The organism is Nocardioides marmoraquaticus (assembly GCF_054777915.1).
Genome location: NZ_BAAHAA010000005.1, coordinates 172,068 through 197,284 on the forward strand (window position 1 = coordinate 172,068; position 25,217 = coordinate 197,284).

The following is a 25,217-nucleotide window of genomic DNA, read 5'->3' on the forward strand; positions in this document are numbered from 1 at the left end:
CCGCGGCTGCCACTAGCCTGCTGGGGTTCGTGACGTCGCCCGCCCAGGAGGAACCGCATGTGCCGCGTGCTCGCCTACGTCGGGCCGGAGATCCCGCTCGAGGACCTGCTGCTCAAGCCCGAGAACAGCCTGGTCAACCAGACCCTGGACCCCGAGCTGCACCCCCAGCTGCAGCTGGCCGGGTGGGGCTTCGCGACGTGGAGCGAGCAGCAGCACCGGCCGGAGCGGCCGCTGGTCTACCGCCGGCCCTCGGCGGCGTTCTACGACGACAACGTCGAGGGCGTCGTGCCGAGCCTGCGCGCCAGCACGATGCTCGCCCACGTGCGGGCCGCCGACTACGACGCCGGCGCGGTCCTGGCCGACGAGAACTGCCACCCCTTCGCCTACGAGCACACGCCCTGGATCGTCGCGCAGAACGGCAACCTGCCGCACTGGAAGGTGCTGCAGCGCGAGCTGCTGCCCCACTGCGACGACCGCTACCTCGAGCAGATGACGGGGACCACCGACACCGAGTTCCTCTACGTGCTGCTGCTCTCGCTGCTGCAGGGCGACACCGACGACGACGTGCAGCGCGCCTTCGAGGAGCTCGTCGGGCTGGTCGCGAAGGCGATGCGCACCCTCGACCGCGCGGGGCTGGCCAAGCTCAAGATGGCCCTGGTCTCGCCGGACCGCATCATCGGCGTCAACGCCGGCACCGGTCACGAGGGGGAGACCGATCCGGCCGGTGACTGGCGCGAGCTGCGCCAGGCCGAGCCCGGCACCGACGACTTCGCGCTCGGCATGCTCCTGGAGCCGATGTACCTGCTGGTCGGGCGCGACTTCGAGCAGCAGGAGGCGACGTACGGCTTCGAGACCTGCAGCGCCGACGAGGCGACCGCCGCGATCTTCGCCTCCGAGCCGCTGACCGAGGACGCCGACGACTGGTCGACGTTGGAGTTCGGCGAGATGGTCTTCCTGCGTCGCGTCGACGGCCGGATCACGCGCGAGGTCCGCACGCTCCGCGTCTGAGCCGTCGCGGCGGCCCGGCGACGGGCCTAGGGTGCCGAGATGGCGGACGACGGCTGGCGGACCATCGGAGGAGTCGCGACCGCGTGGTACGACGCCCCCTCGCTGACGGCGGGTGCGGCGCTGGCGACGCGGCTGTCGGGGGAGGACGTCGTGCTCGACCTCCGCGCGACCGGGGCGCGGGTGCGGGCCGGCACCCCCACCGCAGCTGCAGCGGCCTCGGCTGCCGCCCGCGACCTCGGCCTCGCCCCTGACCCGTCGGCCCTGCAGCAGGTCGGCGTGGTGGTCGCCAGTCCCGACCCGGCCACGACGGCGCCGTGGTGGCGGCGGGTGCTCGGGGAGGTGCCGGGCCTCGTGGAGCCGCCGCTGACCTTCGTGCCGCTCTCCGACCCCCGTCCGCTCCGGGACCGCTGGCACGTCGACGTCGTCCGGCCCGGTGACGTGGTCGCCGAGGTGGCACCGGGGCCGGCCGGCGGGCCGTACGGCGTGCGGCACGGCGACCCCGACGGCAACGAGGTCGACCTCGTGCCGGGCGACCCGCTCGCGGACGGTGCGTCGGACTGGGTCGCCGTCTTCTCGACCACGGCCTGCTACCGCGTCGACCCGGCGGCCCAGCCGGAGCTGGTGGCGACGGCGGCCGCCACGGCGGACGCCGCGGGGTTCCCGCTGCTGGTCGGGGTGCGCCCCGGACTCGTCGTGCTCGAGACCGGCAAGGACCAGGCCGACCCCGACGCCCACGGCCTCGACCTCGACGTCGGCTCGCTCGCCGCCGACCTGCAGTCAGGGGCGCGCGCGCTCGGCGCGGTGGCCGACCCGGCGCTGCCGCGGTTCGTGCAGCTCGGCCTCGACGCCGCCGACGTCGCCGGCGTGCGGGCGTTCTGGGCGGCCGCGCTCGGTCGCGTCCCCGACCGCCGTACCGGCCTCACCGACCTCGTCGACCCACGCCGGCTCGACCCCGTGCTGATGCTGCAGGACATCGACGTCGACGAGGTCGACCGCCGGCGCCAGCGCAACCGGATCCACCTCGAGCTGGCGCTCCCGGCCGACGCGGTCGCAGCGCGGGTGGGAGCGGCGGTCGACGCCGGGGGACGGGTGGTGCAGGAGGTGACCGGCCGGACCACCGTGACCGACCCCGAGGGCAACGAGCTGGTGGTGGTCGCCTCGCCGCAGGTGGGGATCTAGACCACCTGACGTCGTCGCCGACCGGTCGTGGGCAACCGGCCGCTCGCGTCCTCGCCCCCAGGTTCTGCCCGGGATCGAGGCGCTGCCGGACCGGTCGGTGGGCAACGCTGCGGGTCAGGACCGCGCGAAGAGGGTCGGACCTCTCCCGGCGCGATGCCGCGGTGCGGCGCGCCCGCGTGCGTATGGTGTCCCCCACCTACGCGAGCCTGGGGAGCCGACACCTGTGGACAACATCGCCGACTGGTTCGCCTACGTGAACCTCAACCTCGAGTTCATCCTCGAGGAGACCGTCAACCACGCCCGGATCGTGCTGATCGTCATCGCGGCGGCCACCGTCACCTCGGTGCTGCTCGGCACCGTCATCCAGCGCCGACCGGTCGCACGCGCCGTCGTGCTCGCGCTGTCCGGGATCGTGCTGACGATCCCGTCGCTGGCGCTGTTCGCGCTCTTCATCCCCGTCGTCGGCATCGGCAACCCGCCGGCGATGCTCGCGCTCTACCTCTACGCACTGATGCCGATCCTCCGCAACACGGTCACCGGGCTCGACTCGGTCAGCCCCGCGGTCGTCGAGTCCGCCAAGGGCATGGGCATGAGCACCACCCAGCAGCTGCTCCGGGTGCGGCTGCCCCTCGCGTGGCCCGTGATCATGGCCGGCGTCCGGATCTCCACGCTGATGACCGTCGGCATCGCCGCCATCGCGATCCTGGTCGGCGGCGACGGCCTCGGCAGCTACATCCAGGGCGGCCTGACCCGCTTCGGCCTGCCCAACTCCGAGAACTCCGTGTGGGCGGGCGTCGTGTTCACCGTCCTGCTCGGGCTCGTGCTCGACATCGCCTTCGCCGTCTTCCAGCGCTTCACCACCCCGCGCGGTCTCCGCGTCTGACCGCCCACCACCCAGCAGAGATCGGAATCCCATGAGCGACATGCCGAAGATCCGCCTCGAGAAGGTGGGCAAGACCTACCCGGGCACCAAGGTGCCCGCGGTCGAGGAGCTGACCCTCGACATCGAGGAGGGCGAGATCCTCGTGCTCGTCGGCCCCTCGGGCTGCGGCAAGAGCACCACGCTGCGACTGATCAACCGGATGATCGAGCCGAGCGGCGGGCGCATCCTGCTCGACGGCGAGGACGTCACCAAGGTCAACCCCGACAAGCTGCGTCGCCGCATCGGCTACGTCATCCAGCAGATCGGCCTGTTCCCCCACCAGACCCTGGTGCAGAACATCGCCACCGTCCCGCGGATGCTCGGGTGGGACAAGGACAAGACCAAGGCGCGGGCCGAGGAGCTGCTCGGCATGGTCGGCCTCGACCCCGAGCAGTACCGCGACCGCTACCCCAAGGAGCTCTCCGGCGGCCAGGCCCAGCGCGTCGGCGTGGCCCGGGCGCTCGGCGCCGACCCCGACATCATGCTGATGGACGAGCCGTTCGGCGCCATCGACCCGATCACCCGGGAGCGGCTGCAGAACGAGTTCCTCCGGCTGCAGGCCGAGCTGCGCAAGACGATCGTCTTCGTCACCCACGACATCGACGAGGCGATCAAGATGGGCGACAAGATCGCGATTCTCGGTGAGCGCAGCACGATCCGTCAGATCGACACCCCCGAGCGCATCCTGGCCTACCCGGTCGACGACTTCGTCGACGACTTCATCGGCAACGGCTCGACCATCAAGGGCCTGAACTTCCTCCAGGTCAGCTCCCTCGCCCTCACCGACTACCCCACGATGACGGCGGGCGACCCGGCCGAGACGGGCCGGGCGACGCTGCAGAGTGCCGGCAGCGAGTGGCTGGTCGAGCTCGACCAGGCAGGCGCCCCCGTGCGCTGGGTGCACCAGGACCAGCTCGCCGGCGGCGAGGGCGCGGGGGAGCCGGTCGGCGAGACCCTGCACTCCGGCGACACCCTCTTCCACGCCCTCGAGCTGATGGTGCAGAGCGCATCGGGCGAGACCGTGGTGGTCGACGACAGCGGTGCCTTCGCCGGCGTCGTCCGCATGGTCGACCTGGCCAAGGCGATCCGCCGGGCGCAGTACGAGGCCCGCCGCCACTACGAGGAGCTGGAGGCCCGCGCATGAGCGACGCCGTCATGATGGCGCCGCCCGCGGCGCCCAGTGCCGAGGTCCCGGCCGCGGCGGGCGGGAGCGGCGTACGCCCGACCCGTGGCGCCCGGCTGGTGCAGACGGCCGGCCTGTGGCTCGCGCCGGTGGTGATCGCGCTGCTCTCGCTGGCGTTCTTCTTCTACTACCGCAGCCTGCAGGCCAGCGGCACCAGCACGGTCGTCTCGGCCCTGGAGTGGAGCGACAAGCTCCAGCCCCAGACGATCCGGATCGTCTACATCGCCTTCTGGTCGACGGTCATCGTCATCCTGGTCGCGGTGCCGCTCGGCGTGCTGCTCACCCGCGCCGGCGTGCGCCGCATCAGCCCGGTCATCCTCGGCATCGCCAACTCCGGCCAGGCGCTGCCGGCGTACGGCCTGCTCGTGATCTTCCTGGGCATCATGGGCCAGGGCAGCCTCACGGTGATCGTGGCGCTGTCGTTGTTCGCCCTGCTGCCCGTGCTGCGCAACACCATGGTCGGCCTCGACGGGGTCGACCGCGCGGTGATCGAGGCGGGCCGCGGCATGGGCATGACCAAGATGCAGGCGCTGCTCCGCATCGAGATGCCGCTGGCGGTGCCGATCATCGTCGCGGGCGTCCGGACCGCGATGATCCTCAACATCGGCATGGCGACCCTGGCCTTCCTCGTCGGCGGCGGTGGTCTCGGCATCACCATCCAGACCGGGCTGAAGCTCAACCAGGACCCGATCCTCATCGCCGGTGCCTGGCTGGTCGCCCTGGTGGCGCTGACCTTCGACTGGCTCGGCGCCCTCGCCGAGCGCACCCTCAAGCCGCGGGGGCTGTAGCGCAATCCGGTACTACCGAACCAATCCGGGCCTCGGGTCGGCGACCGAGACCCAATCGTTGTCAAGCAGTGCCCGCAATCCCGGGCGGAACGCCGATTGCGCCCTACGTTGAACTCGCCCACTGCCTCGGTGGGCCTGACACCTGTGGAGAAGGGTCAAGCGATGCGCACTCACAGAAAACTGATCGCCACGTCACTGAGCCTCGCCGTGGCCGCGACGCTGGCCGGCTGCGGCGGCGGGGGGAGCGGCGGTGGTGGCGGTGGTGACCGTCTCGACGGCGTCAGCCTCACCGTGGGGTCGAAGGACTTCACCGAGAACATCCTCGTCGGCGAGATGCTGGTGCAGGCGCTCGAGAACGAGGGCGCCAGCGTCACCAGCCAGACCAACCTCGGCGGCACCTCGGTCGCCCGCGACGCGCTCCTGAGCAAGGAGATCGACGTCTACCCCGAGTACACCGGCACCGCCTGGACGGTCCACCTCGGCAACGAGGACCCGAGCCAGGACCCCGAGGAGCTCTTCAAGGTCGTCTCCGACCAGGACCTCGCCGACAACCAGATCAAGTGGGTCGGGCGCTCGCCGTTCAACGACACCTACGGCTTCGCGGCCAACGGCGACCTCGCCGAGTCCGACGGCCCGTTCGACTTCGACTCCATGGCGGCGTACCTGAAGGACAACCCGGACGCCACGGTCTGCATGGAGACCGAGTTCCCCGACCGTCCCGACGGCCTCGTGCTGTGGGAGGAGGCGACCGGCTACGAGATCCCGCAGTCGCAGATCCAGATCCTCGACACCGGCCTGATCTACACCGAGACCAGCGACGGCAACTGCGACTTCGGTGAGGTCTTCACCACCGACGGCCGCATCACCGAGCTCAACCTCGAGCTGGTGGAGGACCCGGGCGTCATGATCCTCTACAACCTCTCCTTCACCTGGCAGGACGCCGTCTACCAGGAGAACGCCGAGGTCTACGACGAGCTGGCCGACACGATCTACGCCGAGCTCGACGAGGACAAGATGGCCGAGCTGAACGCTCTCGTCGACGTCCAGGGCCAGCCGGTCGAGCAGGTCGCCCAGCAGTACCTCGAGGAGATCGGCCTGAAGTGACCTGGTGACCCCACGGTCGTGATCCTCACGGGGCCGGCGTCTCGCACCAGCGAGGCGCCGGCCTCGTGCTGTGCCCGGGTCCTCACCGCCGGGTCAGGTCTGGTCCACGTCTCGCATGCTCGAGCGGCCCTCGAGCGTGCGAGACGTGGACCATCCTTCGCGGCGCCGGTTCAGGCGCGCACCAGCACCACGAACGCGGCGGCGGTGTCCGCGGCGGGGTCGTGGGTGAGGGAGACCAGGACGTCGTAGCCGGTCATCAGCCGGGCGACCTCACCGTGGAGGCGGATCGAGGGGCGGCCGGAGGCGTCGGTGCGGACCTCGATCTCGCGCAGGTCGACGTGGTCGCGCGAGATCGGGTCGGGGCCGACGTACGTGCTCGACCACGCCTTGATGACGGCCTCCTTGGCCGCCCAGCGGGCGGCGAGCCGCTGCGGCTCGCCACCCGTCGTACGCCGCTCGCCCGGCGTGAACACGCGGGCGAAGCGGGTGCCCGGCTCGTCGAGCTGCGCGGCGAAGGCGGAGATGCCGACGACGTCGACCCCCACCCCCGCCGCGCCCGTCAACGAGAGCGGGACCGCGGGATCAGGCTCGGGCATACACCCCGTCCTCGCCCAGGCGCGCCTCCGGGTCGACGAGCATCGCGCTCTCGTCGGCCTTGGTCTCCGCCAGGTCGGAGGAGGCGAAGCGACGCTTCTCGGCCTTCTCGAACAGCGGCGCGCCGCCGTGCATGGCGTCGAGGCGACGGGTCTCGCCCGCGACCAGGCGGGCGGTCGCCTCCTCGAGCCACGACTCGCGACGGTCCGACGGCAGCGCCGCGACGAACGCACCGGGGTGCGCCACCACGATCATCGCCGAGACGTGGCCGAAGCCGAGGCTGGTCAGCACACCGGCCTTGAGCGGGCCGGCCGCCAGGGTCTCGCGCAGCCACACCAGGTGGGCGTTGACGGCGAGCTGGTCGTCGACGCAGTCGAGGCCGCGGTTGGGCGGGACCACGCCGCTGGCCAGCATCTGGCACAGGCCGTTGAGCTGGAACGACGCGGCGCCACCCTTGGAGTGACCCGTCAGCGACTTCTGCGACACGACGAACAGCGGGGAGCCGGTGGTGCGGCCGAGCGCGGCGGCGAGCTTCTCGTGCAGCTGCGACTCGTTCGGGTCGTTGGCGGCGGTCGAGGTGTCGTGCTTGCTCACCACGGCCAGGTCGTCCGCGCCGAGGCCGAGGGTCGCGAGCGACCGGGCCAGCGGCGAGCGGGTGCCACCCACGCCCGCCCCGAGCGCACCGATGCCGGGCGCCGGGATGGAGGTGTGGATGCCGTCGGCGAACGAGGCGGCGTACGCCACGACACCGAGCACCGGCAGGCCGAGGTCGGCCGCGACGTCGCCGCGGGCCAGCACGACGGTGCCGCCGCCCTGGGCCTCCACGAAGCCGCCGCGGCGGCGGTCGTTGGGACGGCAGACGTGCCGCTCCTCGATGCCCTTGCCGAGCATCTGGGCGGTGTCGGCGGTGGCGCTCATGTTGCCGAAGCCGAGGATGCCCTCGATGCCGAGGTCGTCGAAGCCGCCGGCCACGACCACGCTGGCCTTGCCCAGCTTGATCTTGTCGACGCCCTCCTCGACCGAGACGGCCGCGGTGGCGCAGGCGGCGACGGGGTGGACCATCGCGCCATAGCCGCCGAGGTAGGACTGCACGGTGTGCGCGGCCACGACGTTGGGCAGCGCCTCCTGGAGGACGTCGTTGGGCGGCTCCTCGCCGAGCAGCGCGTCGACGTACATGCGGCGGGTCGACTGCATGCCGCCGATGCCGGTGCCCTGGGTGTTGGCGAACTGCGTGGGGTGCACCCAGCGCAGCAGCTCGGCCGGCGTGACGCCGCTGGAGACGAACGCGTCGACGGTGGCGACGAGGTTCCACGCGGCGAGCCGGTCGACCGACTCCACCATCGAGCCCAGGCCCCAGACCGCGGGGTCGAAGCCGTCGGGCACCTGTGCGCCGACGAAGCGGGTCAGCTTGAAGCGCCGCGGCACGCGCATCTGGCCGCCGGCCAGACGGGTGACGACCCAGTCGCCGTCCTCGCCGGGCGCGATCCGGGTGTGCTGCGGGTCGGCCTCGGCGAAGGCCCGCGCCTCGTCCTCGGTGCGGACCACGAACGAGGTGTCCTCGTCGAGGTAGACCGACACCATCAGCGGAGCGGTGCCGTCGACGAGCTGGTTGTCGTCGCGGAAGCGCCGGATGCCGACGCTGGCCTCGAGCTCCTCGCCGAAGCGCTCCACGACCTCGGACTCGGTGAGCGGGTCACCGGTCGTGGCGTCGTGCCAGCCCGCCTTGGGCTGGTGCTCCCAGACGATGCGGCCGGTCGTCCACGCCAGCTCGAGCACGCCCGCGGGGGAGAGGTGGTCCTCGACCTCCATCTCGAAGCGGGTGCGGGTCGAGCCGACCGGGCCGACCTCACCGGTGCCGACGATGACGACGAGGTCCTCGGGGGCGGCGTCGATGTCGGCCCAGTCCATCGTCGGCTGCGAGACGGCCCAGCCGGCCGGGTGGGTGAGCGCGGTGACGGTGTCACCCTCGACGGCGTCGCTGGACGAGCCTGTCGAGACCATCGCGTCGCGCGCCTCGCGGGCCAGCGCCGCCAGGTCGAGGTCGGCCTCGCCGAGACCGCCGGTCAGGTCCCTCACGACCGGCTGCGTCGCCGCCTCGGCGCGCACCTCGGGGGTGCACAGCGCGAGCAGCTCGGCGGTCATCTCGACGGGGCTCCAGGTGCGGACGCCCGCGGCCTCGACGGCCTCGACCAGCGGGTCGTTGCCGCCCATGAGGCCGGTGCCGCGGACCCACCCGATGTGGGCGTGGGCCAGCGAGACGCGGGCCGACCAGGCCTGCTCGGCGTGCCAGCGGGTGACGAAGGCGTCGAACGCCGCCTTGGCCTCGCCGTACGCCCCGTCGCCGCCGAAGCGGCCACGGTTGGGCGAGCCGGGCAGCACCACGTGGACGCGCTGGCCGAGCTTGTGCTCGGCGCCCTGCGACGCCAGGCCGGTCACGAGGCGCTCGACGCCCCACACCAACACGCGGAACTCGACCTCGGCGCGCGGGCCGGCGTCGGCCGCGGTGCCCTGCACGGACGGGGCGGCGAAGGGGAAGACCAGCGTCGGCGAGAGCGCGGGGCGCAGCTCGGTGCGCTGGCCGCCGGCCTCCTCGACCACGGGCGAGGAGATCCATTCGACGAGCGCGTCGACGTCGGCGTACGACGCCAGGTTGGCCGGCAGCACCCACAGGGCGGCACCGGTCGACGCGTGGTCGCGGTAGAGGCCGCGGAAGTAGGCGAGCCGCTCCTTCGACAGCCGCGAGGTGGTGGCCACCACGGAGGCGCCGCCGCGGAGCAGGTCGGCGACGACCGAGCCCGCGATGGAGCCGGGGGCCGCGCCGGTGACGACGGCGACCTCACCGGCGTACGACGGGGTGGTCGCGGCCGCCTCGACGGCCGACTCGTAGAAGCCCACCAGGTCGGAGCGACCCTCGGTACGGGCCCGGTCGAGCCACCACTGCGCCTGCGAGAGCGCGTTGGCGTCGAGCGCGGTGAAGCTGCGCGCGAGCACCGACTCGTCGCCGGCCCAGGCGCGGGCGAGGTCCTCGCGGACCGACGCCCAGCGGTCGTCGAGCAGCACGGCGCGCTTGGCGTCGAAGCCCGGGGCGACCTTCTTGGCCCAGTCGGAGCCGAGCTCGGACTCGACCAGCGCGACCAGCTCGGCGTCGAGGTCGTCGTCGGACTCGAGCGCGACGCCCTGGTCGGCCAGCCCGAGCTGCGCGAGCAGCTGGCGGGCGGTGGTGGCGAGCACGCCGGAGGGACCGGTGATGGTCTCGGCCAGCTCGTCGAGCGCGGCCGAGTCGACGGTGCCGCCACCGGCCTCGCCGCCCGCGGGCATCGAGACGGCCACGCCCTGCGCGGCGCCGACGGCCTGCACGGCCTGGTCGACGGCGGAGGCGAGGTCGCCGGGCTGCGAGTCGAAGCCGAGCGAGCCGCCGCGGGTCGAGGAGCCGTCACGCAGGCCGCAGGCCAGCGTCGCCTGGACGTGGGAGACCCAGCCGGGGCCGAGCTGCCAGGTGTCGGTGACGCGGTCGACGATCGCGGCGGGCTTGGCGCCGACGGAGCCGGCGAACTTGCGCAGCGTGTCGCCGACGGCCTCGGTCAGCACCGGGCCGAAGGCGGAGTAGCTGCGGGCCAGCTTGCTGACGTTGCCGCCCAGCGCGGTCCACGGGGCCTCGGCGGCGCCGTCGATCGCACCCAGCCCCAGCTCGGCGCCGAGGTCGACGAGGAGCTGGTTGCGGCGCGAGGAGACGCCGTCGCACAGCGCCTCGATCGTGTCGGCAGTGCCGATCTGCTCGGGCCGCACCTTGGTCCGGAGCGCGGCCAGGGTGGTGGTCGCGTCGGCGGCGGTGTAGCCCAGGTCGGCCGGGCGCTCGGCGCCGGCCGCCGCGACCGGGGCGGCGGGAGCGGCCTTGGTCTCGACGGGCTCGGCCGCCTCGGCGGTGGTCTCGACAGGCTCGACCGACGCGTCCTCCTCGTCGTCGACGACCGGGGTGTCGGTCGCGAAGACGACCGCGCCGTCACGCGAGGAGTTGAGGATCCGCGGGGCCTCGCCGTCGTACGACGGCAGCTTGGTGGTCTGCGCGGCCAGGTTGGCGATGGTGGGCGCGTTGGCGACGCCGACCTCGACGAACTGCTCGATGCCCAGGCCGTCGGCCTCCGGGCGGGCGAACAGCAGGTCCTGGGTCTCGATCCAGCGCACCGGGCTGGCGAACTGCCAGGCCAGCAGCTCGATCAGCAGTGCGCGGCCGAGACGGCTCGGGTCGGCGCTCCAGGTGTCCCAGTCGGCCAGGGCCGGCTTCAGCAGCGGGGAGTCGACGTACGCCGCGACCTCCTCGACGAAGGCCTTGTCGAGGGAGAACAGCCGCGGCACCAGGTTGGGGATGTAGCGGCCGACCAGCAGCGACGGGTCGATCGTCTCGGGCAGCAGGGAGTCGAGCGTGGCCCGGAAGTCGGGCACGCCGGCGTGCAGCTCGGAGGAGTGGAACGGCACGTCGATGCCGGGCACCAGGATGAAGGCGGCCTTGCCGCCGAAGCGGGCGCGCCGCTCGGCGACCTCCTCCTCGAGGGCCTCGAGACCGGCGACCGTGCCCGCGACGGCGTACTGCGAGCCGCGCAGGTTGTAGTTGACGATCTGGATGAACTCGCCGGTGCGCTCGGCGATGCCGGCGACCCAGTCGGCCACCTCGTCGTCGTCGAGCCTGATCTGCGAGGGGCGGATCGCGGCGAGGCGGTAGTCGGAGCGGCCCTGGGCGTCACGGGGCACCAGGTGGTGCATCGCCATGCCGCGGCGGAACACGATCTCGAGCAGCGCCTCGAGCGGGAGGATGCCGGTGACGGCGGCCAGCGCGTTGTACTCGCCGACCGAGTGGCCACAGGTGATGGCGCCCTCGACGAACACGCCGGACTCGCGCATCTCGGCGACCTGCGCCACGGCAAGCGTGGCCATGGCGACCTGGGTGAACTGGGTCAGGAAGAGCACGCCGTCGGGGTGGCGGTGCAGCTCGCCATCGGCCCACAGCTCGGTCGGGTTGTCGCGCACGACGGCCAGGATCGAGAAGCCGAGGGCCTCGCGGGTGTGGGCGTCGGCGCGGTCCCAGACCTCGCGGGCGGCGGCGGAGCGGCTGCGGGCGTCGAGGCCCATGCCGGGGCTCTGGATGCCCTGGCCGGGGAAGGCGTACGCCGTGCGGGGCGCTGCCACGACGGCCTGGGCGACCATGGCGAGCTCGCCGTCGGCCCGGACGCTGACCTCGAGCACGGTGTCACCGGCGAGCACACCGGTGCGCTCGACCGAGACCTCGACCTCGGCACCCGGCATCACCGGGGCGACCCAGCGGGTCAGCCACGAGCGCACCTGGCGCGGGTGGTGGGTGGCGCCGGCGGACGCCGCGGCGCGCTGGGCGACCGCGGAGGTCCACATGCCGTGCACGATCGGGCCGTCGAAGCCGGCCAGGCGGGCGGCGGGCAGGTCGGTGTGCAGCGGGTTGTGGTCGCCGCTGACGGCCGCGAAGGCGCCCATGTGGCGCGGCGCGGTGGTCGTGAAGCGGTCGAGCCGGGCGCGCGGCCGGTCGTCGGCCTCGGGCGCCAGCGGCGCCGGCGCCTCGAGCTCCTCGGAGCCGGTGCGGCCGCGCACCATGAAGCGCTCGGCCAGCTCGGCCACGGCGCCGGTCTCGTCGGCGATCGTGACGTCGACCGAGACGACCTGGCCGGCGACGGAGTCGACCACCCCGGCGCGGGTGGCGGTCACGGTCAGCGCGGTGCCGTCGGCCAGGCCGGCCAGCGGGCGGAGCACGGTGATCCGGTGGTCGAGGTGGACCAGGTCCAGCAGGCCCTCGACGGGGCCGATGCAGGCGAAGACGGCGGGCCAGGCCAGGCCGACCAGCGCGTCGGGGACGGCGCCGGCCTGCGGGTCGGGCTCGCTGTCGCCGCGGCGACGGCGGGCGGGGTCGGTGACGCCGACGTGGTCGGCGACGAGGTCACGGGTCCAGGTGGCCGTGGTGGTGGCGGTGTCGCCCTCGACCTCCGGCAGCGTGCCGCCCGCGGTCACGGTGAGCAGCTCGGTCATCGCGGCCGTGACGGCGTCCTCGCTGATGACGGGGAGGCCGCCGGTGGCGACGTGCGACAGGTCGACGACGAGGGCGAGCTCGCCGTGGGTCAGCGGGACGCGCAGCACGGCGGTGCTCGCCGTGTCTCCCGCCTCGAGGGCGGCCTCGGTGCCGACCAGGCGACGCAGCGGGTTGTCGACCACGCGGCCGGCCCACACGACGTCGCGGGCGTCGCGAGCGGCGTCGAGCAGGGAGACCTCGTCGCCGACGGTGGTGCGGGCGACGCCGCGCAGCACGGGCGCCTCGGCGTCGCGCAGGTCGGCGACGACGGCGGCCTCGAAGCGGTCGAGCAGGTCGGCGACCGGCTCGTCCTTCTCGGTGATGCCGGCGACGGCGACCGGGCCGGGGATGACGATGACCTGGTCGGCGCCGTACGCCGCGTCGTGGGCCTGCCACAGCGAGTCGGAGCGCCACCAGCGACGCACGTCGGCGTCGATGACCGGCACGAAGGTGACGGGCTTGCCGGGACGGCGGCAGACCTCGGCGAAGAACGCCACGTCGGCCGGGTGCAGCACGCAGGAGGTGGCCTGCGGGTGGGCGGCGACCAGCGCCTCGAGGGCGGCGGCGGGGTCGGTCGCGACCTGGGCCAGGTCGTAGGGGCGCTCCACCTCGCCGGAGGTCTCGGGCACGACGCGGGCGAGGGCGCGGTCGAGCAGCTCCTCGAAGCGGGTGCGCAGGGTGACGTCGAGCCAGGCGGCGTCGTCGCTCGGGCCGGCGAGCTCGAGGTAGCGGCGCAGCAGCTGCTCGTAGGTCATCTCGGCGACGTCGCCGAAGTAGGGCTTGGCGGTCGGCGCCATGGCGGCGACGAGCTCGTCCTTGCGGGCGGCCGCGGCCTCGGCGTCGCCGGCGACCTGGTCGAGCAGGGCGCCGCAGCGCGACGCCGCGTTGTCGATCTCGTGGATGTCGGCGCCGAGCTGGCTGCGGCCGGAGGTGACGTCGCCGGCGCTGCGGCCGGCACCGACCCAGCCGCCGTTGTCGGAGAGGGGGACGCCGGGGGTGGCGACGAGGAGGTCCTTGACGGCGTCGGTGGTGGTGGCCTCCTTGACCGCCATCGCGGCGGTGCCGAGGAGGACGCCGTCGACCGGCATCGCGGCCTCGCCGTGGGCGAGGGCCCAGGTGCCGCGGAGGTAGTCGACCGCGCGGTCGGGGGTGCCGATGCCGCCGCCGACGCACAGGACGAGGTTGTCGACCGCGCGCATCTCGGGGTAGGTCGCGAGCAGCAGCTCGTCGAGGTCCTCCCACGAGTGGTGGCCGCCGGCGACGCCGCCCTCGACGTGGGCGATGACGGGCACGTCGGTCTCGCGGGCGATGGCGAGCACCTGGCGGATCTGCTTCACGGTGCCGGGCTTGAACACGACGTGGCTGATGCCGGAGGCACGCAGGTCGTCGATGATCGCGAGCGCCTCGTCGGTCTCGGGCACGCCGGCGCTGATGACCAGTCCGTCGAGCGGGGCGCCGGCCTGGCGGGCCTTCTGCACGAGGCGCTGGCCGCCGACCTGCATCTTCCACAGGTAGGGGTCGAGGAAGAGGGTGTTGAACTGGGCGGTCGCGCCCTCGTCGAGCAGCTCGCCGAGGCGGGCGACGTTGTCGGCGAAGATCTGCTCGGTGACCTGGCCGCCACCGGCCAGCTCGGCCCAGTGGCCGGCGTTGGCCGCCGCGGCGACGATCGCCGGGTCGACGGTGGTGGGGGTCATGCCCGCGAGCAGGATCGGCGACTTGCCGGTCAGGCGGGTGAATGCGGTGTCGACGACGGGGGTGCCGTCGCCGCGGTCGACCAGGCGGGGGGCGTACGCCGACCAGTCGGCCGCGTGCCGCACCTCCGCGCCGGGGGTCAGCAGCAGGTCGCGGCCGGCGGCGGTGGCAGCGGGCACGACGGTCACGCCGCGACCGCGCAGGGCGCGGGCCGTGAGGTTGGCCGACAGCTCGGCGGGACCGAGGTCGACGACGTAGCGGGTGGCGCCGCCGACCGCGTCGCGCAGCTCGCGCGGCCAGTCGACGGTCTCGACGCAGATGGCGTGGGCGAGGTTCTCGGCCAGGCCGCTGTCGAGGTCGCAGCGCTCGGCCCAGTCGCGGACCAGGTCGACGGCCGGGGCGAGGGCGGGGTGGTGGAAGCCGACGCCGACCGGCACCGACTCGAGCACGGGGGCGAAGGCGCGACCGCCGCGCGACTTGGACTCGACCTCGGCGGCCTCGCGCGCGGCGCGGGCGGCGACGGCGGAGCGGAGGCGGGTCAGCACGCTGGGGGAGCCGCTGACGACCACGCGGCGCGGGCCGTTGACGGCGGCGACTACGGCGCGGTCGCCGTCGGTGGAGACCTCGGCCAGCAGCTCCTCGACCTCCGCCGTCGAGGCGCCCGCGACCGACAGCATGGGGTGCTCGTCGCCGTGGCCGACCAGGCCCGCGCGGCGGCCGACGATGGCGGAGGCGGCGCCGATGAGGCGCGCGAGGGCGAGCAGCTGGGCGTCGCTGTCGGCGGCGCCCTCCTTGCGGCCGGCGAACGCGGCGACGCCGAGGATGCCCTGGGAGTGGCCGGTGGCCGCGACGGGGGCCACGCGGGTGAGGTCGAGGCCCTCGGCGGCGAGCAGGTCGAGCGCGACGACCTGGCTCAGCAGCACGCCGGGGATCGCCAGGCCGATGGCCAGGGTCTCGTCGGTGCCGGGCTGCTCGTCGAGCCACGCCTGCGGCGCGAAGGGGCGGGGGAGCGCCGCGGCGACCTCGCCGGCGACGGGGCGCAGCAGCTCGGTCGACTCGGCGACCAGCGCGGCCACGCGGTCGTGGCCGGCGCCCTCCTCGAGCAGGTCGCTCAGGGTCGCGAACCAGTCAGCGCCCTGGCCGCCGAACGTCACGGCGAACTCCTCGCCACCGGCGAAGCGGTCGGCCAGCGAGTGGCCGCGGTCGGGGGTGGCGTGGTCGGAGGACAGGGTGCGCGGAGGTACCGAAGTCATGTGAGGAGTCTGTCATGTTCGTCGCCCTAACGCGAAACCTCCCTCACGTTTTTTCCGAGAAGAGCGTCACGTTCCTGGCTACCGCGGAGTACCCCCGTCGGGGCGTCCTGGCGTCCCCCGGGTGGTCTCCGTGCTCAGGCCTCCTGACGCACTCCCGCCAGGGCCGCCCGGCGCCGGGCGTCGAGCGGCGAGGCGCGCCGGTCGAGCCGGCGCTCCAGGACCACGGCCGCGGCCGCGGTGTCGCCGGAGCGGGCCAGGGCGTGCACCAGGGTGTCCTCCAGCACCTCGCGCTGCGCGGCGCTGCCGCCGAGCGCGCCGGCCCGGGGGAGCAGGGCGCGCGGCCCGGCGCCCGCAGCGGCGTACCGGCCCTCGACGACGTCGGCGAGCGCCCCGCACAGCGGCGCCACGACGTCGCGGAAGACCGGGTCGAGGTGGGCCGAGGCCGTGGTGCGCAGCATCGCCAGGCCGGTCTCGTCGCCCTCGGCGGCCAGCGTCAGCGCGGCGTGCATGGCGGCGAAGGGCGTGGGTGGGCCGGTCAGCCACCCGGTCGGGGCGGCGGCGCTGACCTCGCGCGCCGGCAGGTCGTCGTCCCAGGTGCCGGTGACGTGGCAGCGCCACAGCAGCGCGCCGCTGTCGACGAGGGCCCGCGAGCCGCTGACGCCGGGCGGTGCGAGCTGGCGGGCGTAGCGGCGCCGCACCGCGTCGACGTCGTCCTGCATCAGCTCGTGCAGCGCGGCGTGCCAGGAGAAGTGCGAGCGGTGGTTGGCCTGGCGGCCGCAGCCGTCGATCCAGCCGTCGAGCCAGCGCAGCCCGTCGGCGTGCCGGCCGGTCTCGTAGAAGACGTGGGTGCGGGCGTGCACGGCGTGGCCCGAGGAGGGCTCGACCGACAGGGCGTACGCCGCCAGCTCCTCGGCCTCCTCCCAGCGCGCCTGGTCCTGGCGCACGAAGGCGAGCTGGCCGGCGTACCACCAGTCGTCGCCGTAGCTCCGGCCCAGGCTCTCGACCAGCGCCGCGGTCTGGGTGCCCGAGGTGAGCCCGCCGAAGGCGACCGTCGGCACGGCGACGCTGACGGCGAGCGCGTCGCGCGGGAACAGCCGCACGTGCCGCAGCAGGGCCGCGGCGCCGGTGGCCTCGTCGCTGCGCAGCCGCGTGGTCACGGCCCGCAGGAAGCTGACCTCGCGGTCGTCGATGGAGCGGCGGGCGGCCGCGGCGTGAGCCCGGTCGAGCGCGCGCCCCCAGTCGCTCGAGGTGCCCCACTCGTGGCCGAGCAGCGCGATCGCGGCCTGGGCCTGCACGAAGTCGGGGTCGTGCTGGACGGCCTCGCGCAGCCCGCGCTCGGCGCCGTCCTGCAGCCGCAGCAGCCGGCCCAGCGCGTCGTTGTAGGAGCGGGCGGCGGTGCCGGTGGTGGTCAGGCACAGGCCGTAGACGTCGGTGGGGCGGCGGCGGGTCTCGCCGTGCAGCGCCCGGACGACGCGCTGGGCGACGTTGTAGGCCTGCTCGCGGATCTCGGGCATCGCCGTGGTCTCCCACAGGCTGCCGCGGCGCAGCGAGCCGAGCGCGTAGATCGGCATCGTGCTCGGCAGCACACCTCGGACGCGGCCGTCGTCGGCGACGTCGACGCCGATGCCGAGCGGCCCGGGTCGTACGACGCCCTCCCGCGCCAGGGTGGTCAGGAGCGGGTCGTGGGCGATGGTGCCGACGGGGCCGGTGCAGGAGACGACCCCCGCGACGGTGACGGTCGCGCCGTCGCTCAGGTCGACCTCGAGACCGCCCTCGACCTCGCGCACCCCGGTCACCGTGCCGGCGTGGCGCTCGAGCCGGCCGGCCTCGGTGATCTCGCGCAGCCGCGCCGCGACCTCGGGCGACATCCGGTGCCGGTGCACGTCCCAGGCACGGGCGTGCTCGCTGACGAAGACCTGCTTCTCGTCCTCGCTGAGCCCCGACCACAGCTGCGCCGTCACGGGCCGCAGCCCGTCGATGGCCGGACGCCAGTCGCCGGTGGCGGCGACGGTGCGCTCGACGTGCGTGGCCACGGCCTCGCGCAGCTCCGCGAGCGAGCCCAGCCGGGTGATGCCGGGCGGCGGCGGCACCGGGGGCGTGGTGGGCACCCGGTGCACGCGGGGGAGCACGTCGTGGCGCGAGACCGTGTGCAGCGTCCGGCCGGGCCGGTCGGCGCTGACGGCCACGTCGACCATGGTCAGGCCGGTGCCGACGAGCAGCAGGTCGCCGTCGGGCAGCGGCTGTGTCCACGGGTCGCTGACGAACCGCGCGCTGCCGCGCAGCTCGTCGGGCGCCCAGGTGCTCCCGCTCGGGGTGCCGCCGGCGAGGACCACGGCCCGGGCGACGGTGAGGCCGCCCTGGTCGTCGCGCACCACGAAGCGCGTCCCGCGCCGGGCGACGTCGGTGACGCGCGCCCGCCGGCGCTCGAGCCCGGCGTTGCCGGGGTATTCCGCCGCCGTCTCGAGCAGGCCCTCCACGTAGTCGCCGTACCAACGACGCGGCACGAAGTGCTGCGGCTGCGCCTCGGGGTCCCTGTGCCGCCGCACCCACCGGAAGAAGTGCTCCGGGTCGCGGGGGAACGCGGTCATGCCGCTGGCGGGGACGTTGAGCAGGTGCCGCTCGTCGGTCGTCGAGTACGCCGCCCCGCGCCCGGTGGTCTCGCCCGGGTCGACCAGCACGACCCGGTGGCGCGGCGACAACGCGGTCACCAGGTGGGTCGCCGCGAGCGCCCCTCCCGCCCCCGCCCCCACGACGACGACGCAACAGTCCCCTTCGCCACCAGCCACCTGCGCGTCTCCCCTTAAGTCGACTTAGTCAGGCGACAAAAGTAGCAGAGGCGGTGCCCGGGCCGCGGGATCACGCGAGCGCGCTCCGATCTGTGCCGGACGCGTGGTGGCGGTGGCGGGACTTTTCGTTCGAAAAGCACCAGCGGCCACGGTTTTCGACCGAACCGCACCAGAGGGCCCGGCGTGTCGGGAGCGTGTCGGTGGACAAGTGAGACCGAGCGCTTGACGGCGGTGACAACAGGGCGACGACGAGCGGGTGGGTCCCGGGGCACCAGGTGCCCCGGAACCCACCCGGTACCACGTCGTCGGCCGGGCGGCAGGTGAGGACGAACGTGACGACGTCGTCGCGGCTGACCGTGCGGGTCGACCCGACGGCCGCGGCTCCGGCCTCCGAGCTGGTCCTTCGTCCGGACCTGCTCCAGCAGGATCCGGACGGGAGCCGGCCCGGGCATGCTCGCGGTCAGCCTCAGGCGTCCTTGAGCTCGCAGATCACGGCGCCGTTGGTGACGCCGGAGCCGACCTCGGCCGTGAGGCCGGTGACCACGCCGTCCTTGTGGGCCTTGAGGGGCTGCTCCATCTTCATCGCCTCGAGCACGACGATGGTGTCGCCGGTGGAGACCTGCTGGCCCTCCTCGACCGCGACCTTGACGATGGTGCCCTGCATGGGCGAGGCGACGGCGTCGCCCGAGACGGCACCGCCGGAGCCGCCGCCGGAGCGGCGCTTCGGCTTCTTCGCGGCGCCACCCGCACCGCCCGCGCCGCCACCGAGGGCGGCGAGGCCGCCGGGGAGCACGACCTCGAGACGGCGGCCGCCGACCTCGACGGTGACGCGCTGGCGCTCGTCGGCCTCCGGCGCCTCGGCCGAGGGGCCGGCGTACGGCGTGATCTGGTTGTCGTAGTCGGTCTCGATCCACTGCGTGTAGACGTCGAACGACGAGCCGTCACCCACGAAGGCCGGGTCGCGCACCACGGAGGCGTGGAACGGGATCACGGTCGGCATGCCGTCGACCACGAACTCGTCGAGGGCGCGCCTCGACCGCTCGAGCGCCTGGGTGCGGTCGCGGCCGGTGACGATGAGCTTGGCGATGAGCGAGTCGAAGGCGCCCGGGATGGTCTCGCCCTCCTCGTAGCCGCCGTCGAGGCGGACGCCGGGGCCGCTCGGCGGCGACCAGCGGGTCAGCGTGCCGGGGGCGGGCATGAAGTTGGTGCCGCCGTCCTCGGCGTTGACGCGGAACTCGATGGAGTGGCCGATGATCTCGGGGTCGTCGTAGCCGAGCTCCTCGCCCGCCGCGATGCGGAACATCTCGCGCACCAGGTCGAGGCCGGTGACCTCCTCGGAGACGCAGTGCTCGACCTGAAGCCGGGTGTTGACCTCGAGGAAGGAGATGGTGCCGTCGGCGGCGACGAGGAACTCGCAGGTGCCGGCGCCGACGTAGCCCGCCTCGCGCAGGATCGCCTTGGACGAGGTGTAGAGCTCCTCGACCTGGGCGTCGGTGAGGAACGGCGCGGGCGCCTCCTCGACGAGCTTCTGGTTGCGGCGCTGCAGCGAGCAGTCGCGGGTGGAGACGACCACGACGTTGCCGTGCTTGTCGGCCAGGCACTGGGTCTCGACGTGGCGGGGCTGGTCGAGGAACTTCTCGACGAGGCACTCGCCGCGGCCGAAGGCGCCGACGGCCTCGCGCACCGCCGCCTCGAAGGCGTCGGGGATCTCCTCGATGGTGCGGGCGACCTTGAGGCCGCGGCCGCCGCCGCCGTAGACGGCCTTGATGGCGACCGGCAGCCCGTGCTCCTGCGCGAAGGCGACGATCTCGTCGGCGTCGGCGACGGGGTCCTTGGTGCCGGGGGCCAGCGGCGCGTTCGCCCGCTCGGCGATGTGCTTGGCCTTGGCCTTGTCGCCGAGGGCGTCGATGGCCTCGGGGGAGGGGCCGATCCAGGTCAGCCCGGCGTCGATGACCGCCTGGGCGAAGTCGGCGTTCTCGGCCAGGAAGCCGTAGCCGGGGTGCACCGAGTCGGCGCCGGAGGCCTTGGCGACCTCGACGATCTTCTCGATCGACAGGTAGGAGTCGGCCGGGGTGGCCCCGCCGAGGCTGTGGGCCTCGTCGGCGACACGGACGTGGAGGGCGTCGCGGTCGGGGTCGGCGTAGACGGCCACCGAGCCGATGCCGGCGTCCTTGCAGGCGCGGATGACGCGGACGGCGATCTCGCCCCGGTTGGCGACCAGGACCTTCTGCAGCGGCTTCACCTCAGTCACGCTCGGAGACTACTGGTTGGTAGTCGTGGGGTGGGTCGTGGTTCCCGTCACCCACGACCCGGAGTTAGCGACCATTCACGTCGGCGCACTACCCTCGCCGCATGGGTGACGTGACGCAGGACACTTCCGGGGGCACGGCGCGGCAGCGGTGGCAGGAGCGGTACGACGCGGCGTTCGCGGCCGGCAAGGTGCGCGACGCCGACTTCACCACGCTGTCGGGTGACGAGGTCGAGCCGGCGTACGGCACCGACGACTCGGAGTGGCCCGGCGAGTTCCCCTTCACCCGGGGGCTCTACGCCACCGGCTACCGCGGCCGGCAGTGGACGATCCGGCAGTTCGCGGGCTTCGGCAACGCCCAGCAGACCAACGAGCGCTACCAGATGATCCTGGCGCGCGGCGGCGGCGGCCTCAGCGTCGCCTTCGACATGCCGACGCTGATGGGCCGCGACTCCGACGACCCCAGGAGCCTCGGCGAGGTGGGCCACTGCGGCGTCGCGATCGACTCCGCGGCCGACATGGACGTGCTCTTCGACGGCATCCGGCTCGACGAGGTCACCACCTCGATGACGATCAGCGGCCCGGCGGTGCCGGTCTTCTGCATGATGCTCGTCGCCGCCGAGCGGCAGGGCGCCGACCTGGGCAGGCTCAACGGCACGCTGCAGACCGACATCTTCAAGGAGTACATCGCCCAGAAGGAGTGGCTCTTCGACCCCGAGCCGCACCTCAAGCTCATCGGCGACCTGATGGTGCACTGCGCCGAGAAGATCCCCGCCTACAAGCCGCTCAGCGTCTCGGGCTACCACATCCGCGAGGCCGGCTCGACGGCCGCGCAGGAGCTCGCCTTCACCCTCGCCGACGGCTTCGGCTACGTCGAGCTCGGCCTCTCGCGCGGCCTCGACGTCGACGTCTTCGCGCCCGGTCTGAGCTTCTTCTTCGACAGCCACGTCGACTTCTTCGAGGAGATCGCCAAGTTCCGCGCCGCCCGCCGCATCTGGGCGCGCTGGCTGCGCGACGTCTACGGCGCGAGGACAGAGAAGGCGCAGTGGCTGCGGTTCCACACCCAGACCGCGGGCGTCAGCCTGACCGCGCAGCAGCCCTACAACAACGTCGTGCGCACCGGCGTCGAGGCGCTCGCGGCGGTGCTCGGCGGCACCAACAGCCTGCACACCAACGCCCTCGACGAGACCCTCGCGCTGCCCAGCGAGCAGGCGGCCGAGCTCGCCCTGCGCACGCAGCAGGTGATCATGGAGGAGACCGGCGTGACCAACGTCGCCGACCCGCTCGGCGGCAGCTGGTACGTCGAGGCGCTCACCGACCGCATCGAGGCGCAGGCCAACGCGATCTTCGACCGCATCCTCGAGCTCGGCGGCTCCGAGCTGCGGCACGACGACGTCGAGGGCCTCGCGGCCGCCACCCGGGCGGGCGACGACCCGGTCACGCAGGGTCTGCTGCGGGGGATCGAGGAGGGCTGGTTCACCTCCGAGATCGCCGAGGCGGCCTTCGTCTACCAGACCGCGCTGGAGAAGCACGACAAGCGCGTGGTGGGGGTCAACTGCCTGCGCGAGTCGGTGACCGCCGACCTCGAGATCCTGCGGGTCTCGCACGAGGTCGAGCGCGAGCAGGTGCGCGCGCTCGCCGAGCGCAAGGCCGCCCGCGACGACGCTGCGGTCCGGCAGGCGCTCGACGCGATGGTGCAGGCCGCACGCGACGACACCGACATGATCGAGCCGATGCTGCAGGCCTGCCGGCTCGAGGCCACGCTCGGTGAGATCTGCGACGCGCTGCGGGCCGAGTGGGGCGAGTACCGGGAGCCCGCCCGCTTCTGAGCGGCTACTGCAGCCGGCGCTCCAGGGCGCGCGCGATCCGGTCGAGCTCGGGCTCGGCGTTGGCGGGGGAGAGAAAGTAGTGGTCGGCCCCGCGCACCACGTGGTGCTCGACGGGCACGCCCGCCTCGGCGAGCCTGGCGGCGTACGCGTCACCCTCGCGGCGCAGCAGGTCGACCTCGCCGGTGACCACGAGGGCCGGCGGCAGGCCGGCCAGGTCGGGTGCGCGCAGGGGCGAGGCGTAGGCCTCGGCGCGGCGCGCGGCGTCGCGGAAGTACGTCGCCCGCACCAGCGCCAGGACCTCCGGGCCGAGCATGGGCGTGCCGACCGGACGCTTGTCGGCGTACTCCTCGGCGACGTCGAGCGACGGCACGCCCAGCACCTGCAGCCGCGGCAGCGGGCTGCCGAGGTCGCGGGCCATGAGGCAGGCCGCCGCGGCGAGGTTGCCGCCGGCGCTGAAGCCGCCGACCGCCAGCCGGGTGCCGTCGAGGTCGTGCTCGGCACCGTGGGCCGCGAGGTGGGTCAGCACGTCGTGCACCTGCTCCTGCGCGACGGGGTAGCGCACCTGCGGCGCGACGGCGTAGTCGACCGCGACCACCGCGATGCCGAGGCGCGCGACGAGGTGGCGCGCGACGAACTCGTCCATGCGCGGGTGGCGCATCACGAAGGCGCCCCCGTGCAGGTGGACGTACGCCGGCAGCAGCGCGCCGTCGGTCTCCGGCGGGCGCCACACCTCGCACCGCACCTGGCCGTGCCGCGTCGGCACCGCCACCCGGCTCGGCCCCGGCAGCCCGGCACCAGCGACGACGAGCTCGCGGCCGTAGCGCACGGTCAGCGGCGCGGCCTGCTGCATCAGCCACGCCCGCGCGTCCGCGCGCAGCAGGTCGAGCCGGGACGGGGGCACGAGAAGGGTTCGTCGCGGTGGGACGGCCGGATGGTCGCGCGTGCGGCCGTCCTGGACCGGTCGGTCCGGTGCCTCCACGACGCGGCGGCGTCGGTCACACGTCCGGTTCGCAGCCGTGATCGGCGTTGGGGACAATGGACCCATGAGCGAGCAGTCCTTCTCCCGCCCCGGCGCCGTCGACCTCTCCGGGCTGCAGGCCACCGGGGCCCCGCAGGGCGGTGCCGTCCCCGGTGTTCCCGCCGGTGGCGCTCCGGGCGCCGCGTCCGCGCCGTACGCCGTGAGCGTCACCGAGGCCAACTTCCAGGAGGTCCTCGAGGCCTCGCGCACCGCGCCGGTGCTGCTGAACTTCGAGAGCGCGACCCGCTCGCCCGAGACCGTCGGCCTCGGCGCCGACCTCGAGACCATCTCCGGCGAGCTCGACGGCCGGCTGCTGCTGGGCCGCGTCGACGTCGACGCCTCGCCCCAGATCGCCCAGGCGATGCAGATCCCGAGCATCCCGCTCGTGGTGCTGGTCGCGCAGGGCCGCCCGATGCCGCTGCTGCAGGAGGCCGCCCCGATCGAGGAGCTGCGCCAGGCGCTCACCCAGGTGCTGCAGCAGCTCACCGCCGGCGGCATGACCGGTCGCCACCAGCCCCGCTCGGGCGGTGCGGTCGACCCCGACTCGGGCGAGGAGCAGCTCGACCCGCGCTACGCCCCGGCCCAGGACGCGCTCGAGCGCGGTGACGTCGCGGCCGCGGTCGCGGAGTACCAGAAGCTCGTCGACGCCAACCCGGCCGACGCCGAGGCCGCCAACGGCCTCGCGATGGCCCGGCTGCTGCAGCGCACCGAGGGCGCCGACCTGCAGGCCGCGCGCGCCGCGGCCGCCGCCGACCCCGACGACGTCGACGCCCAGACCATGGTCGCCGACCTCGACCTCCTCGGCGGGCACGTCGACGACGCCTTCGCCCGGCTCGTCGACTTCGTGCGCCGCACCACCGACCCCGACCGCAGCGCCGACCGCGACAAGGCCCGCACCCACCTGATCACGCTCTTCGGCGCCGTCGGCAACGACGACCCCCGGGTGCAGCGCTCGCGCCGCGAGCTGGCGAGCGCGCTGTTCTAGTGCCATGACACCGCGCACCTCTCCTGCCACGATGTGGTGATGGCGATGGCAGAGGTGCGGACGTCCCTGGACGTCGACGGGCAGATGGTGGTGGGGTGCGACGGCTCGCGGGCCTCGCTGGAGGCGGTGCGCTGGGCTGACCGGCTGGCGCACCGGCTCGGTGAGCCGCTGCACGTGGTGCGGTCGTGGGTGCTGTCCACGGCGCCGCGACCGGGCAGCGCCACCGTCGGCTACGTGCCGCCGATGACCGACTTCGAGGCGGCGGTGCTCGACGAGCTGCGGCGCGACGTCGACGCCCTCCGCCCCCGTTCCGAGGTCACGCTGCACACCGTGCACGGGTCCGCGGGCCGCCGCATGGTCGAGGCCTCCGCGCGGGCCTCGGCGATCGTGGTCGGCAACCGCGGCGGTGGCGGCTTCCTGGGCCTGCGGATGGGCTCGACCGCCGACCAGGTGGTGCGCAACGCCCACTGCCCGGTGGTGGTCGTGCCGGTCGAGGCCGACGACGGGCCGGACCCGGTCGACGCAGCGGCGACGGAGTGAGGC

The 25,217-nt window shown here is 73.9% G+C and carries 14 protein-coding genes; 9 read left to right on the forward strand and 5 right to left on the reverse strand.

All coding sequences use genetic code 11. The features are described from left to right. Positions 1–57 precede the first annotated feature (57 nt). The 6 genes from ACYU8I_RS05855 (at position 58) to ACYU8I_RS05880 (ending at position 6,184) form a co-directional block, all read left to right on the forward strand. A complete protein-coding gene (locus ACYU8I_RS05855; RefSeq protein ID WP_460838443.1) occupies positions 58–1,008 on the forward strand; it encodes a class II glutamine amidotransferase in 951 nt (316 codons plus the stop codon). A 39-nt stretch (positions 1,009–1,047) separates the two neighbouring features. After that, a complete protein-coding gene (locus ACYU8I_RS05860) occupies positions 1,048–2,187 on the forward strand; it encodes a VOC family protein (protein WP_460838445.1) in 1,140 nt (379 codons plus the stop codon). A 223-nt stretch (positions 2,188–2,410) separates the two neighbouring features. Continuing rightward, complete coding sequence (locus ACYU8I_RS05865; protein ID WP_460838447.1) at positions 2,411–3,070, forward strand: ABC transporter permease; 660 nt, start codon at positions 2,411–2,413, stop codon at positions 3,068–3,070. Between the two features lie 31 nt (positions 3,071–3,101). Then, positions 3,102–4,253, forward strand: a complete 1,152-nt coding sequence (locus ACYU8I_RS05870) for an ABC transporter ATP-binding protein (protein ID WP_460838448.1) — start codon at positions 3,102–3,104, stop codon at positions 4,251–4,253. Beyond that, a complete protein-coding gene (locus tag ACYU8I_RS05875; RefSeq protein ID WP_460838450.1) occupies positions 4,250–5,080 on the forward strand; it encodes an ABC transporter permease in 831 nt (276 codons plus the stop codon). Before ACYU8I_RS05870 ends, ACYU8I_RS05875 begins: the two co-directional genes overlap by 4 nt. Before the next feature lie 162 nt (positions 5,081–5,242). Next, complete coding sequence (locus ACYU8I_RS05880) at positions 5,243–6,184, forward strand: glycine betaine ABC transporter substrate-binding protein (RefSeq protein ID WP_460838452.1); 942 nt, start codon at positions 5,243–5,245, stop codon at positions 6,182–6,184. A gap of 170 nt (positions 6,185–6,354) precedes the next feature. On the opposite strand, the gene acpS is transcribed toward ACYU8I_RS05880, so the two are convergent. The 4 genes from acpS to ACYU8I_RS05900 all read right to left on the reverse strand — a co-directional run bounded on the left by acpS (position 6,355) and on the right by ACYU8I_RS05900 (position 20,845). After that, entirely contained in the window at positions 6,355–6,780 is a 426-nt protein-coding gene (gene acpS / locus ACYU8I_RS05885) for a holo-ACP synthase AcpS (protein ID WP_460838454.1), read from the reverse strand. After that, positions 6,767–15,808 carry a fatty acid synthase subunit beta domain-containing protein gene (locus tag ACYU8I_RS05890; protein ID WP_460838456.1) on the reverse strand — a complete coding sequence of 3,014 codons (9,042 nt, stop codon included), beginning with the start codon at positions 15,806–15,808 and terminating at the stop codon, positions 6,767–6,769. Before ACYU8I_RS05890 ends, acpS begins: the two co-directional genes overlap by 14 nt. A 134-nt stretch (positions 15,809–15,942) precedes the next feature. Continuing rightward, positions 15,943–18,558, reverse strand: a complete 2,616-nt coding sequence (locus tag ACYU8I_RS05895; protein WP_460838458.1) for an FAD/NAD(P)-binding protein — start codon at positions 18,556–18,558, stop codon at positions 15,943–15,945. Positions 18,559–19,060: 502 nt separating this feature from the next. Further along, positions 19,061–20,845: an acetyl/propionyl/methylcrotonyl-CoA carboxylase subunit alpha gene (locus ACYU8I_RS05900; RefSeq protein ID WP_460838460.1), complete on the reverse strand. Its 1,785-nt coding sequence runs from the start codon at positions 20,843–20,845 to the stop codon at positions 19,061–19,063. Between the two features lie 101 nt (positions 20,846–20,946). Between ACYU8I_RS05900 and ACYU8I_RS05905 the strand changes: the two genes are divergently transcribed. Beyond that, positions 20,947–22,671 (forward strand): acyl-CoA mutase large subunit family protein, encoded by a 1,725-nt coding sequence (locus ACYU8I_RS05905; protein ID WP_460838464.1) that lies wholly within the window; start codon positions 20,947–20,949, stop codon positions 22,669–22,671. Between the two features lie 4 nt (positions 22,672–22,675). On the opposite strand, the gene ACYU8I_RS05910 is transcribed toward ACYU8I_RS05905, so the two are convergent. Next, a complete protein-coding gene (locus tag ACYU8I_RS05910) occupies positions 22,676–23,572 on the reverse strand; it encodes an alpha/beta hydrolase (RefSeq protein ID WP_460838467.1) in 897 nt (298 codons plus the stop codon). Positions 23,573–23,714: 142 nt separating this feature from the next. Between ACYU8I_RS05910 and ACYU8I_RS05915 the strand changes: the two genes are divergently transcribed. Both ACYU8I_RS05915 and ACYU8I_RS05920 read left to right on the forward strand, forming a co-directional pair. Continuing rightward, on the forward strand, positions 23,715–24,674 hold the full coding sequence (locus ACYU8I_RS05915) for a co-chaperone YbbN (RefSeq protein ID WP_460838469.1): 960 nt from the start codon (positions 23,715–23,717) through the stop codon (positions 24,672–24,674). Between the two features lie 39 nt (positions 24,675–24,713). Continuing rightward, on the forward strand, positions 24,714–25,214 hold the full coding sequence (locus ACYU8I_RS05920; protein ID WP_460838473.1) for a universal stress protein: 501 nt from the start codon (positions 24,714–24,716) through the stop codon (positions 25,212–25,214). Positions 25,215–25,217: the final 3 nt, after the last annotated feature.